This window comes from Candidatus Methylomirabilota bacterium (genome assembly GCA_036005065.1).
Lineage (GTDB): Bacteria > Methylomirabilota > Methylomirabilia > Rokubacteriales > DASRDR01 > DASYQW01.
This window is the reverse complement of record DASYQW010000028.1, coordinates 19642-32222: the sequence shown is the minus strand read 5'-3', so window position 1 is coordinate 32222 and position 12581 is coordinate 19642. Positions and strand designations below refer to the sequence as shown.

Below are 12581 nucleotides of genomic sequence, written 5' to 3'. Positions count from 1 at the left end.
GTCCGCCTCGGCAGGTATCGCTAGACATCCATAGACGAAGGCGCCGGGCGCCGCCGCGGTTGCGGTGGTGGCCTGGATTCTGTTACGGTCTCCCACGTGATCCTCGCGGGATCGGGGCTCGTGACGGGCAAGCAAGCCGACGAGGCGGCGCTCGACGCGTCGCTGGCCGCCATGGCCGCCAGCGGGGCCGAGCGGGCGGAGGTGGCCCTCGTCTTCACGACCGGCGACGCGCTCCCGTTCGCCGGCGCGCTGCTCCACGCCGTGCGGCGCGTCACCGGGGCCCGGGCCGTCGTCGGCGTGAGCGGGGCCGGCGTCCTGACCGAGCGGGGCGAGATCGAGCAGATCCCGGCGGTGGCCGTCCTGGTCACCCGGAGCGACGGCGCCGTCCTCGCGTGCCCGGTCATGGTGGCCGACCACGCGCGGCTCGACGCCCGGGCGGGCACGGAGCTGGCCGAGCAGGCGGGCCCAGCGGTGGCGGAGGGCGGCGCGCTCTTCATCCTGCCCGACGCGACCAACCTCGATCCGCGCGGCCTTCTCCACGGGCTCGCCGAGGGTCTCGGGCCGGTGCCGGTGCTCGGCGGGGCCGCGGCGGGCACGCCGATCTTCGAGCTGTACAACACCGAGGTCGCGCAGGGCGCGCTCCCGGGACTGGCCCTCTCCGGCCACGCGCCGGTCGTCGGAGTCGCCCAGGGCTGCCAGCCGATCGGCGAAGCCTACGTGGTGACCCGGGGCGAGGGGAACGTGGTCCGGGCGATCGCGGGGCGCTCGCCCCTCGAGGTCCTCCAGGAAGCGATCCACGCGGTGCCCGACTACGAGCAGCGGCTGCCCCAGGCCGGCGTCTTCGCGGGCCTCGCCATGAATCCCGCCAAGTCGCCGCTGGCGCGGGGCGACTTCCTCGTCCGAAACCTGGCCGGCGTCGACCGCGAGAGCGGGGCCCTGGCCGTGGCCGAGCCGATCCGGCCGGGACAGACGATCCAGTTCCACATCCGGGACGCCGAGGCCGCCCGCGACGACCTCGAGGCCATGCTGGGGCGCGTGGAGGCCGAGCTGGCGGGGCGGCGGCCCGCCTTCGGGATCTACGTCAACTGCGCCGGCCGCGGGCGAGGCCTGTTCGGCGTCCCCGATCACGACGTCACGGCGATCCGCCGGCGGCTCGGTGAGTGGCCGCTCGTCGGCTTCTTCGGCAACGGCGAGTTCGCCCCGGTCGGGCCGACGAGCTTCTTCCACAACTACACCGGCGTCCTGATCGTCTTCCCCCAATCGTGAGCTGGGACCCCGCGCTCCTGCGCGAGATCGAGGCCCGTCTGGGCGCCCTGCGCAGCCCGTTCCGGACGGCAGAGGCCTTCGGCATCGAGGAGATCATCGACCCACGCGATACCCGTCCCCTCCTCACGGACTGGGTGCCCCTGGCTTACGCGCACGAGGCCACCCGCCTCGGCCCGAAGGCTCGGGGCATGCGCCCTGACGGGGGATCCGACACCAGGAGACCGTCATGACCCTGCGATCCCGGCCTCTGGTCCCGATCCTGCTGCTGGCGCTCGTCGTGACCGCGCTGGCGGCCGACCCGGTGGTGGTCGAGGACTGGTCGTCCCAGCCGGTCGGCACCAAGGGCATCCCGCCACCGTGGCAGAAGCAGCGATGGGGCAGTCCCAATTACGAGTTCGTCGTCGTCGAGGACGGAGGGCGGAAGGTCCTCCACCTGAAGAGCGCCGGCGACAGCTCGAATATCAGCAAGGAGATCAAGGGAAAGGTCAACCTGAAGGAGACTCCGGTCCTGGAGTGGAGCTGGAAGGTCGTCACGCTCCCGAAGGGCGGGGACTCTCGCCGCGCCGAGACCGACGACCAGGCCGGCCAGATCTACGTGACCTGGCCGCGATTTCCGGAGGCCGTCCGCTCCCGCGTCATCGGATACATCTGGGACACGACCGTGCCGGCCGGATCAACGGTGAAGAGCCAGAAGACCGGCACCGTCACCTACGTCGTCGTCCGCTCGGGTCCCGCTGACCTCGGGAAGTGGCTCACGGAGCGCCGCAACGTCCGCGAGGACTTCAAGCGGATCTACGGGGAGGAGCCCGAGGAGCCAGCCATCGTCTCCGTCGGGATCGACTCCGACGACACCAAGAGCACCGCCGAGTCCTTCGTGGGGCCCATCCTCTTCCGGAAGAACTGACCCGCTGCGTCGCGGCGAGGGGCCCCGGGCTCAGCCTGGCTGCGGACGGGCTGCCGACGCCCCCGCCTCCTCTGTCGCCAGCGCGACAGACGACGCCTGGTATCGGGATTGCTGCAATCGGGACGATATCTGGTTCTCTGTCCAGGAGGTTCGCCATGCAGCGACTGTTCGTTTCTCTCCTGCTCGTCATCACGACCCGCGAAGTGTGCTCGTAGAGAGGAGATCGGCGATGCATACCATACTGAGACTCGCGCTCGTCATGGCCCTGCTCGGATCCGTCGCCGGCTGCGCCTCGGCGCCGGAGAAGTCGGCCGGCGCGACCGTCGACGACGCCCTGACCACGGCCGCCGTCAAGACGCGGCTGGCTCGCGAGAAGCTGTCGACGCTGACCCGGATCGACGTGGACACCAACCAGGGAATCGTGAGCCTGAACGGCGTGGTCGAGAACGAGGACGTTCGATATCGGGCGGGCGAGGCGGCCCGTCAGGTCGGTGGCGTCCGCGGAGTCGTCAACAACCTGCGAGTGCAGGCGGCCGCTCCGACCGCCCCACCCGCTCCGGTGTACAGCCCACCGGTGACGCCGGCGACGCCCGCCGTCCTGGACCGGGACAACCGCTGGCGAGCGGCCGATGCGACCCTCGACGGCACGCTCAGCGACATCCGGCGCCGGGCCACGCGCGAGGCCGCGCTTCAGAACCGCGCCGTCGCCTACGAGTCGGTCGACGGGTTCCAGCGCGTCGAAGCCTACCCGCTGGCCGCGGTCGGCCCCACCGGGTGCCGTCAGGTCCAGGAGCGGATCTACCAGAACGGTCGGCTCGCCCAGGATGGGCCGACCGAGGTGTGCCGGTAGATCATCGGAGGGGGCCTCAACGGCCCCCTCCGAAACCTCCCCAGCCTCTCGGGCTGGGTGGGTGGGCGCGGCCGCCCTACTTGCCGTACACCGGGGTGAGCCAGTCCCGATAGGCCGGCTTCTCGCCGCGGACCACGTCGAAGTAGCAGGCCTGGATCGCGCGCGTCACCGGGCCCGGCTGGATGCCATCGCCGAGCGGCAGCTTGTCGACCGACAGGACGGGGGTGATCTCCCAGCCGCTCCCGCACAGGAAGGCCTCCTCGGCCACGTACAGCTCCGTCCGATCGATCTCGCGCACCTCGGGGGCGAGGCCCAGCTCCTTCTGGCTCAGCTCGAGGAGCGTCGCCCGCGTCACCGACTCCAGGATGTCCGCCGTCACCGGCGGCGTGATCGGGACCCCGCGCCGCACCACGAAGCAGCACGCGCCCGGCGCCTCGGCGAGCTTGCCCCGGGCATTCAGGAGGAGGGCGCCGTCGTAGCCGTTGAGCTTGGCTTCCAGCGCGGCCAGCCGGCCGTTCTGATAGTTGGCCGAGCACTTGATCCGGGGCGGCATGCTGCCGTCGGCGATCCGCATCCAGGAGGAGATGCAGGCGGTGATGCCGACTTTCTGGGAGAGCCGGCGGGGCAACGCGTCCACCGCCAATCCGACCGGCTCCGTCGCCTCCATGCCGGCGTCGGCCTCGAGGTAGGCGGTCTGCCGGACGTGGACGTCCTCACGATACTCGTTCTTCCGCAAGACCTCGAGGATGGAGCTGGCCAGCTCCTCCCGGCTGAAGGTGTGCTCCATCCGCATGAGCCGGAGCGAGTCGTAGAGACGGTCGATGTGCTCCTTGAGGCGGAAGACGTACAGCTCGCCCTGCTGCGGGTTCCAGTAGGCCCGGAGTCCCTCGAAGACCGACGTGCCGTACTTGACGGCCGCCGACTGGACGTGGATGAGCGCCTCGCCGTAGGGCACGATCCGGCCGTTCAGGTAGAGGTAGCGGGACGGTCGCACGGTGGAGCCTCCTTTTGCTCTGGTGAGTGGGGTCGGGTCAGCGGCGGATGCGCGGGTCGGGTTGGGCCATCAGCTCCTCGAGCTCGCCGGGGCGAACCAGCGCGACGTCGCCCCACATCGTGCACTTGAGGGCGGCCAGCGCGGTGCCGCAGTCCTGGGCGTACTGCACGTCCTGGCTCGTGAGGAGCCCGTAGAGGAAGCCGGCCGCGAACGCGTCGCCGGCCCCGACGCGGTCGGCGACCATGTCCAGGCGGTAGAGGCGCGTGGGGCGGTAGAGGCGGTCGGCCAGGACGACCGAGCCCTGCTCGCCCAGGGTCAGCGCGATCATCGCCTTGGGCGCCCACCGCCGGAGCCCCTCGGCGACCAGCTCCGGGTCCCCGTCGAGCCCGAATACCCGGCGAGCGTCCTCGCGACCCACGAACAGGAGCCCGACCCGCGGGCACAGGCTCTCGAAGTAGATGCGGGCGTCGTCGGGCGACCAGAGAGCGGCCCGATAGTTCACGTCGAGCGAGACGAAGGCGCCCCCCGTGTGCGCCTCTTCGAGGGCCCGCTCGGTGAGCCCGCGCGGCTGCTCGCCGAGCGCCGGGGTGATCCCGGTCACGTGGACCAGGCGGCTCCGGCGCACCACCGCCCAGTCCACCTCATCCTCGTGGAGGGTCGAGAAGGCCGAGTCCTGGCGGTCGTAGAGCACCCGGATGGGACGGGGGCCGACGCCGTATTCGAGGAAGTAGAGCCCGATCCGGCCGCGCACCCGCCAGACGATGTGAGCGACGTCGACGTCGTGCCCGCGAAGCTCGCGCCCGACCCGTTCCCCCCACGGGTTCGAGGGCAGGGCGGAGATCCAGGCCGTGCGGAGGCCGATGCGCGCCAGCGCGCAGAGGACGTTGGCCTCGGTGCCGCCGAAGGAGACATCCAGTTCCCGCGTCTGCTCGAGGCGCGTCGGCGGCTTGCAGGCGAGCCGGAGCATCACCTCCCCGAGCGCCACCACGTCGTAGAGCGACGGCTCCGGGCTCACCGGCCGCGGCTCAGGCGACGGTCCCGCGCCGCCACCAGCGACGTCGAGCGGCCCGCCCGTCACCCGAACACTTGGGGATTGATGCAGTTCTGCGGCCGCTGGCCACGCAGGACCCGCACCGCCTCCTCCGCCACGCGGCGCTTGAGCTCGGACCGCCCCTCCTCCGAGTACCAGGCGGCGTGGGGCGTCACGATGACCTGGTCCATGGCCAGCAGCGGGCTTCCGGGAGGCAGCGGCTCCTGCTCGGTGACGTCGAGTCCCGCCCCCGCGAGACGCCCGGCCCGAAGCGCGTCGACCAGGGCGTCCGTATCCACGATCCCGCCGCGCGCGGTGTTGATCAGGACGGCCGTCGGCTTCATCCGGGCCAGCGCGGCCCGCCCGATGAGATGGTGCGTCCCCGCCGTGAGCGGAGCGTGCACGGTCAGGTAGTCGGACTCGGCCAGGAGACGCTCGAACGCGACGGGCTCGACGCCCGGGGGGAACGTCCGGAGGTAGGGATCACAGGCCAGGAGGCACACGTCGAAGCCCGCCAGCTTTCGGGCGACGCGGCTCCCGATCCGGCCGCACCCGAGGATTCCGACCGTCCGGCCGGTCAGGCGGGTGATCGGGATCGCCTCGAAGACGCTCCAGCGGCCGGCGCGGGTCTGCCGATCGAGCTGGGGAAGCTTCCGGGCCAGAGCCAGGAGCAGCGCGACCGCGTGGTTCGCCACCTCGTCGGTGCCGTAGTCCGGGACGTTCACCACCGGGATGCCCCGCGCGGTCGCGGCCTCGACGTCGATGCCGTCGACCCCGACCCCGTAGCGCACGAGGACGCGGATACGCGGCAGGCTCTCGATGACTCGCCGGGTGACATCGCCGTACTGGATGAGGAGGGCATCCGCCTCCGCGCACTTGCCGAGGAAGTCCGCCTCGCTGCGGGCGAGCACGGGGCGGAAGCGCACCCCCGCGGCGGCGAACACGGCCTCCTCCTCGACGAAGGTGGCATGATCGAGGCCGCAGATGAGGACCAGCGGCGCCGACCCCGGGTCGGCCGTCGTCGTCATCAAGCGGAGGCCCCGGGCCGAGGGCCGAGCGCCGGTAGGACGCAGGAAGGAGGCGGCCCGAGGCGTATGCCGCATACGTTGAGGGCCGCCGACGACCGAGGACGACCCGGCGCGACGGCCATCGGCCCGGGGCCTAGCCGCGCTTCATGGGGCGCCCACAGCACATCTTCTGGACAGGCGCCGTCTTCTTGCACTTCGGGCAGTAGTAGCCGGCCATGGCGTCAGAGCCGCTCGATGATCGTCGCGATGCCCTGGCCGAAGCCGATGCACATCGTCTGAAGGCCGAACCGGCCTCCCGACCGCTCCAGCTCGCAGAGCAGCGTGGTGAGGAGCTTCGCCCCCGAGCAGCCGAGGGGGTGCCCGAGCGCGATCGCCCCGCCGTTCACGTTGACCTTCGACATGTCGGGCCGCAGCTCCCGCTCCCAGGCGAGCACCACCGAGGCAAACGCCTCGTTGATCTCGATGCGGTCGATGTCGGCGAGCGCCAGTCCGGCCTTGGCGAGGACGCGCTGGGTCGCCGGGATGGGGCCCGTGAGCATGATCGTCGGGTCCACGCCGGCCAGCGCGGAGGCGACGAACCGCGCCCGAGGGCGGAGCCCGAGGGCCTGGGCCCGCTCCCGCGACATCAGGAGGAGGGCCGCGGCCCCGTCCGAGATCTGGCTCGAGTTGGCGGCCGTGACGACGCCGTCCGGCTTGAAGGAGGGGGCGAGGCTGGCCATCTTCTCCCGGTTCACCGGCACCCGCACACCCTCGTCGGTGTCGAATAGGGAGCCGTCCGGCAGCGGCACCGGCACGATCTCCCGCTTGAACCGCCCCTCGGCGATCGCCCGGCCCGCCTTTTCGTGGCTCTGGGCCGCGAACTCGTCGAGCTCGGCGCGGCCGAGCCCCCACTTCTCGGCGATCAGCTCGGCCGAGATCCCCTGCGGCACGATCTGGTAGCGCTCGGTCAGCTTGGGACTGATGGGACCCTCGCCGGGACCCTGGGCGTTCGAGCCCATGGGGACGCGGCTCATGTTCTCGACCCCGCCCACGATCAGGCAGTCGTGCTGCCCCGAGACGACCATGCCGAAGCCGAAGTTCGCCGCCTGCTGCCCCGAGCCGCACATGCGGTCGAGCGTGACACCGCAGACGTCGAGCGGCAGGCCGGCGATCAGGGCGGAGTTGCGCGCGATGTTGAATCCCTGCTCCCCCACCTGGTCCACGCACCCGAAGATCACGTCCTCGACGAGGACCGGATCCACCCCCGCCCGGCGGACGAGGGCCGCGAGGACGTGGGCGGCCAGGTCGTCCGGGCGAACCGCCGCGAGCGTCCCGTTCTTGCGCCCGACTGCGGAGCGGACGGCTTCGACGATGACGGCCTCTGGCATGGGAGCCTCCTTGGCAGCGGAGCGGAGTGCGGCGCGCGCGGCCCCGGCTACTCGGCTACTATACCGGCGCCGCGCCCGACCCGCAACCGCGGTGGAGAGCCCAGCGCGTCGAGACCACCGCGACCCACTCCCACACGAGGAGGCCGTAGAGTGGGAGGTACTCGATCAGACGCAGCCAGACCGGCAGGTCGCCCCAGGCGTACTTCAGGTAGGACAGCGACACCGCCCCGGTGAACCAGAGCCACGCCAGCGAAGGCTGAAGGGTCAGGAACGGCAGCATCCAGGCGGCGTACCACGCGTGCATGGCGGTCGGGACCAGAACGAGATAGGCGGCCACCGCTCCCCTGCCGGCGGCGAGGACGCCGGCAGCGCCTTCGGATCGCCGCCGGCCGAGCCGGACGAGCACGGCCCCCAGCAGGGCGAGCAGGACGAACATGGCGACGCCCCGGACCACCTCGTGGCCGACCTGGACCAGCAGGAGCGTCCCCACGTCCGCGGACGGCATCCCGAGCGCCTGGCGAAGGGGTGGCTCGGCGTCGGCCGGGAGGAGGGCCTCGATCGGAACCCGCGGGTCCACGTAGCCGAAGCGCGCGAGGAATCGGAGGCCGCACCGCCCCAGGGCCTCCCAGTGGGACGCGTTCAGCGCGGCGTCCACCGGCGCGGTCAGGAACGCGCGGAGCCCCACGTTGAAGTCTTCCGCGGTCCCGAAATACCGGGGCAGGAACCCGGCGACCCGCGGGCCGACCCCGCCGAGATAGGCGAGGTAGCCCGTGGCCACGACGCCGGCGCAGGCCGCCGGAAGGCGACGCTCGCCGCGGCGGTGCCAGACCAGGAGGAGCACGGCCGGATAGAGCTTGACCAGGATCGCGAGGCCGAGGGCCAAGCCCGCGCCGGTCATCCGGCCCGCCTGCCGCCAGCCGAGCGCGAGGAGGAGCAGCGGGAACATCACGAAGTCCACGTGGCCGGCCTGTACGCCCTCGAGGACGGCCAGCGGCGCCCAGGCGTAGACGAGGACCGCGGACGGGGCCGTCCTCATCCGCCGCAGCAGGCCGAGGAGCAGCGCCACCGTCGCGCCCTCGCAGCCGAGAACGACCACACGCCACCCCACGACGCTGTTCGGCGCGACGGCGGCGACGAGCGCGAACACCGCCTCGGCGGCCGGCGGGTACACCGTGCGCTCGGTCGGCCGGTTGATGCGCGGATGGATCTCCGCGTCGCGGAGGCGGGCGAGCTCCGGCGCCTCCGGCGCGGAACGATAGGGATTGATGCCGGCAAGCTGCACGCGCCCGTCCCAGAGGTACCGGTAGAGGTCCGAGGAAAGGAAGACCGGGCTCGGCAGGACCGCCAGCCGGAAGAGCAGCCCGAAGCCGAGGATCGTGGCCAGCACGACGCGATCCGCCGAGGGCCGCCGGAGCACCACGGTCACCGCCGCGAGGTAGACGAGGAAGAGGCCCAGGGAGAGGACGACGTATGCTTCGTGAATGGGGAAGCCGTGGCCGCCGAGTCGCGGAAGGCCGAGCCGATACCCGGCCAGGCTGAGAAGCCCCAAGCCGGCGAGCGCCGCCCGGGTTGCCCACGGTTCCGGCATGGCAGCCGTCCACGCTAGCACGGTCGGCGGCGCTCTGATAAGCTCTCCGCGTGGCGCGTCCGGAGCCGCCGATCCGCATCACGCCGATCTCTCGCGAGGTGAGCCGATGACCGCGCCCGGCGGGATCCGCGGGGTCGTCCTCGACTTCGGCGGTGTCGTCCACGACATGCGCTGGGATGTCGCGCGGGAGCTCGAGGACGCCCACCAGCTTCCGCGCGGCGCGATCTTCGAGACCCTCTATCGAACCCCCGCCTGGGACGCCATCCAGTGCGGACGGGGCGATCGCCAGGCGTGGTTGGACGAGGCGCATCGCCTGCTGGAAGCCCGGGCCGGGCGGCCACTGCCCCGCGTCCACGAGGCCTGGCGCCGCGCCCAGCACGTGATCCCGGAGACCGTGGCTCTCGTGCGCGCCCTCCGTCCGGCCTATCGGATCGCGATCCTGTCCAACGCCGACGCCACCCTACCGACCCGGCTCCGCGACGGGCTGGGCATCCACGAGCTGTTCGACGCCGTGGTCTGCTCGGCCGAGGTGGGAATGGCCAAGCCGGACCCCGCCATCTACCGGCTGGCGGCCGAGCGGCTCGGGCTCCCCCCCGAGGCGTGCGTCTTCGTGGATGATTCCGAGCCGAACGTGCGCGCCGCCGAGCAGGTGGGGATGCGCGGGGTCTTCTTCCGGGTGGACCGCGGCCACGATCTCCGGGCGATGCTGGCCGAGCTGGGCGTCCGACCGCCGGCGTGACGGCGAGGCTCCAGAGCTCGCCCACCCCTTAGCTTCGGATCGTCGCCTCGTCCACCGCCAGCTCGGCGAGCTTGGCCGCGGTCGGCCGGCCCGTCTCCGGATCCCAGCCGGCCATCTCGTAATACAGGCGCCGAGCGGCCACGAACTGGTCCGGATCCACGCGCTCGCCCTTCAGCGCCCCGTTGCCGATCCCCTCGTGCATCCGCTGGGGCAGGATGTCGTCGTCGGTCGTGAATCCCTCCCGGCAGTTGAAGAGCCGCATGAGGGTGTTCGCCCGCTCGCCGACCTTGAGCATCTCGTAGAGGCTCATGTTCCAGCCGGTGACGCTGTTGACGTAGCCCACCAGCTTCTCGAGATCGAGCGCGTTGAGCGGCGTGCCCACGAAATCGCACATGCCGACGGAGTTGTAGAGGCTCCAGACTTGCTGGGTGAGGTAGAATGCGCGCACCTTGCGCGGGCCCAGGTCCAGCATCTTGACCGGCTCGATGAGCCCGAGCGGACCGAGCGGGTGGCCCTGGGGATGGAAGCCCTCGTAGAGCGGATCGTGAGGCGCCTCCATGTGGTCGGCCCCGGTGGGGGAGAGCGCGTAGGCGAGTGACAGCCCCTTCTTGCCCCGCGGGTCGTGCATGGGGAGCTCTTGCCCCTTGACGTGCAGCGCGAACCGCTCGGCGCCGCGTCCCAGGGCCGCCGCCGCGCGCTTCACGCCCTCGCCGAGCAGCCGGCCGATCCCCTCCCGCCGGCCGATGAGGTGCACCATCTGCTCGACCGCGCCGGCGTTCCCCCAGGTGAGCTCGATCCCGCCGGTGTCGGCCGGAGTGAGGATGCCCTGCTCGTAGCACTCCATGGCGAAGGCGATGACGGCGCCGGTCGAGATCGAATCGAGGACGTACTGGGCCAGGAGCTGGTTGATCTTGGCCAGCGCCTTGAGGTCGCCGACGCCGCAGAGCGAGCCCGAGGCCGCCAGCGACTCGTATTCGGGACCGCCGTACTTGGGCGTGACGTCCAGCTCGGGCACCGCCACCTCGCGCTTGCAGGCCACGGCGCACGCATAGCAGGTCCCGCGGTTGACCAGGATGGTGTCCGCCATCGTCTGGCCGCTGATGGCCCGGAAGTGCTCGAAGGAGCCGTCACGGAAATTTCGCGTCGGCAGGATGCCGCTGGCCTCGAGGGCGGGGACGCCGCCGGCGGTCCCGTAGACGTGGAACCGGTCCTTGGAGCGGTCGTGGTGCTCCCGGAACCAGACCAGCGTGCCCTTGGCCCCCTCTTTGTCCGCAGCGACCGGCGGCTTGGTGCCGCGTACCACGACGGCCTTGAGCCGCTTGGCGCCCATCACCGCCCCGAGCCCGCACCGACCGTGGAAGTGCTTGAGCTGGTTCACGAGGGCCGCGAAGCGGACGCCGCGCTCGCCGGCGATTCCCGTCTGAAGCACCCGAATGCGCTTGTCCTTCACCTCCTGCTCGAGCCCGTCCTGCACTTCACCGGAGAGCTTGCCCCAGTACGCCTCGGCGCTCCGAATCTCCACCTGGCCGTCCTTGATCCAGAGGTAGACGGGCGCCTCGGCCTGGCCGCGGATGACGAGGCCATCGTAGCCGGCCGACCGCAGCTCGGGACCCCACCATCCCCCGGCCTCCGACTCCCCGTAGCCGCCGGTCAGCGGCGACTTGGCGGCGGCGGTGTAGCGGTTGGTCCCCGACAGCGAGAGCCCGTTGACCACGCTGGTCGTGAACACGAGCACGTTGTCCGGCCCCAGCGGATCCACGCCGGGTGGGAGGTCGCGGAGCAGGACGTAGGCGGCCAGGGCGCCACCGCCGAGGTGCTGGCGCAGCACCGTCTCGGGAACCTCCTCGACGCGGGTCTCGCGGGTGGTCAGGTCGACGTGGAGCAGCTTGCCGATGACGCCCGATGGCATGCGCGATTCCTCCCCGGGGTGCGCCGGCGCCAGGCCGGCGATGATGGCATGTCTGGCAACGAGCCTACGCTACCGGAATGCGGCAGGAGGGTCAACTACTCGCCGAGCGCGTCGTCGAGGCCGAGGCGCCAGCGGTCCCGGGCGGCCAGGACGCGCACGCCCGTGTCGTGGCTGAGCGCCTCGGCCAGCTCCCAGGGGCGCGCCCGCAGCATCGTGAGCCCGAAGTGCGTGATGACGGCCAGCCGGGGCCGGATGGCGTCGATCAGGCGGCGGGCGTCCGGGAGGGCCAGGTGGATCTCGTCGCGCGGCTCGCGGAACACGACGTTGAGGATCAGGAGGTCGGTCCGGAAGACCGTCTCGAGCTCCGGGAAATACCCCGTGCAGGCGATGAGCCCGATCGTGTGGCGGCGGCCGACGAGGCGGAGGCCGTACGTCTCGACCGGATGGCGCAGCCGAAGCGGCGTCTCGAGCACCATGTCTCCGATCGGGTAGTGTCCGCCGGCCTCGAGGACCTCGGTCTTGCCCGCGTAGGCGCGGACGTAGTGCAGGATCACGGGGTCGGTCTCGTAGGCGTCCCGGGGGGCGAGGACCAGGCCGCGGGGACGGGTCCCGCCCTCCGTCATCGCCTCGATCATGGCGTTGACGTCGCCCGAGTGATCGAGGTGCTTGTGGGTGAGCACGACGGCGTCGAGGCGGGCGGGATCCAGGGCGAGGGTCCGCGCTCGCACGTGCGCGAGGGCGCCGGGTCCCGGGTCCACGTGGAGACGGGCGCCGTCGAGGACGACCCACAGGCCTCCGGTGGACCGGGCCTGCAGGGCCGTGGTCATCCGACCGCCGCCCGACCCGACGAAGATGACCTGGTCGGCGTCCGGGGGGAGCGGGGCCAGTCGAGCCACGGGGGCGCGG

At 71.8% G+C, this 12581-nt stretch carries 12 protein-coding genes; 5 read left to right on the top strand and 7 right to left on the bottom strand.

The window, feature by feature from the left end:
• Positions 1-120 precede the first annotated feature (120 nt).
• From VGW35_01685 to VGW35_01670, 4 genes are all read left to right on the top strand, one after another.
• Positions 121-1266, top strand: a complete 1146-nt coding sequence (locus VGW35_01685; GenBank protein ID HEV8306352.1) for an FIST N-terminal domain-containing protein — start codon at positions 121-123, stop codon at positions 1264-1266.
• A complete protein-coding gene (locus VGW35_01680) occupies positions 1263-1496 on the top strand; it encodes a hypothetical protein (GenBank protein HEV8306351.1) in 234 nt (77 codons plus the stop codon). Before VGW35_01685 ends, VGW35_01680 begins: the two co-directional genes overlap by 4 nt.
• A complete protein-coding gene (locus tag VGW35_01675) occupies positions 1493-2170 on the top strand; it encodes a DUF3047 domain-containing protein (protein ID HEV8306350.1) in 678 nt (225 codons plus the stop codon). Before VGW35_01680 ends, VGW35_01675 begins: the two co-directional genes overlap by 4 nt.
• Before the next feature lie 229 nt (positions 2171-2399).
• Positions 2400-3020, top strand: a complete 621-nt coding sequence (locus VGW35_01670; GenBank protein ID HEV8306349.1) for a BON domain-containing protein — start codon at positions 2400-2402, stop codon at positions 3018-3020.
• 76 nt (positions 3021-3096) lie between these two features.
• Here VGW35_01670 and VGW35_01665 read toward each other — a convergent pair whose 3' ends face one another.
• The 5 genes from VGW35_01665 to VGW35_01645 form a co-directional block, all read right to left on the bottom strand.
• Positions 3097-4014, bottom strand: coding sequence for a branched-chain amino acid transaminase (locus VGW35_01665; GenBank protein HEV8306348.1), 918 nt, complete (start codon positions 4012-4014; stop codon positions 3097-3099).
• Between the two features lie 37 nt (positions 4015-4051).
• On the bottom strand, positions 4052-5029 hold the full coding sequence (locus tag VGW35_01660) for a sugar kinase (GenBank protein HEV8306347.1): 978 nt from the start codon (positions 5027-5029) through the stop codon (positions 4052-4054).
• A 59-nt stretch (positions 5030-5088) separates the two neighbouring features.
• Positions 5089-6072, bottom strand: coding sequence for a C-terminal binding protein (locus VGW35_01655; protein HEV8306346.1), 984 nt, complete (start codon positions 6070-6072; stop codon positions 5089-5091).
• A 221-nt stretch (positions 6073-6293) separates the two neighbouring features.
• Complete coding sequence (locus VGW35_01650) at positions 6294-7439, bottom strand: thiolase family protein (GenBank protein ID HEV8306345.1); 1146 nt, start codon at positions 7437-7439, stop codon at positions 6294-6296.
• Between the two features lie 58 nt (positions 7440-7497).
• On the bottom strand, positions 7498-9027 hold the full coding sequence (locus VGW35_01645; protein HEV8306344.1) for a glycosyltransferase 87 family protein: 1530 nt from the start codon (positions 9025-9027) through the stop codon (positions 7498-7500).
• Positions 9028-9133: 106 nt separating this feature from the next.
• Between VGW35_01645 and VGW35_01640 the strand changes: the two genes are divergently transcribed.
• A complete protein-coding gene (locus VGW35_01640; GenBank protein ID HEV8306343.1) occupies positions 9134-9766 on the top strand; it encodes an HAD family phosphatase in 633 nt (210 codons plus the stop codon).
• A 28-nt stretch (positions 9767-9794) separates the two neighbouring features.
• Here the strand turns inward: VGW35_01640 and VGW35_01635 are convergent, their stop codons facing one another.
• Both VGW35_01635 and VGW35_01630 read right to left on the bottom strand, forming a co-directional pair.
• A complete protein-coding gene (locus VGW35_01635; GenBank protein ID HEV8306342.1) occupies positions 9795-11675 on the bottom strand; it encodes an aldehyde ferredoxin oxidoreductase family protein in 1881 nt (626 codons plus the stop codon).
• Between the two features lie 95 nt (positions 11676-11770).
• Complete coding sequence (locus VGW35_01630) at positions 11771-12571, bottom strand: MBL fold metallo-hydrolase (GenBank protein ID HEV8306341.1); 801 nt, start codon at positions 12569-12571, stop codon at positions 11771-11773.
• Positions 12572-12581 lie beyond the last annotated feature (10 nt).

Excerpts from the sequence above, each read along its gene's own strand:
- VGW35_01675 (HEV8306350.1), top strand. The coding sequence starts at position 1,493 with ATGACCCTGCGATCCCGGCCTCTGGTCCCGATCCTGCTGCTGGCGCTC.
- VGW35_01670 (HEV8306349.1), top strand. The coding sequence starts at position 2,400 with ATGCATACCATACTGAGACTCGCGCTCGTCATGGCCCTGCTCGGATCC.
- VGW35_01655 (HEV8306346.1), bottom strand. The coding sequence starts at position 6,072 with ATGACGACGACGGCCGACCCGGGGTCGGCGCCGCTGGTCCTCATCTGC.
- VGW35_01650 (HEV8306345.1), bottom strand. The coding sequence starts at position 7,439 with ATGCCAGAGGCCGTCATCGTCGAAGCCGTCCGCTCCGCAGTCGGGCGC.
- VGW35_01645 (HEV8306344.1), bottom strand. The coding sequence starts at position 9,027 with ATGCCGGAACCGTGGGCAACCCGGGCGGCGCTCGCCGGCTTGGGGCTT.
- VGW35_01640 (HEV8306343.1), top strand. The coding sequence starts at position 9,134 with ATGACCGCGCCCGGCGGGATCCGCGGGGTCGTCCTCGACTTCGGCGGT.
- VGW35_01635 (HEV8306342.1), bottom strand. The coding sequence starts at position 11,675 with ATGCCATCGGGCGTCATCGGCAAGCTGCTCCACGTCGACCTGACCACC.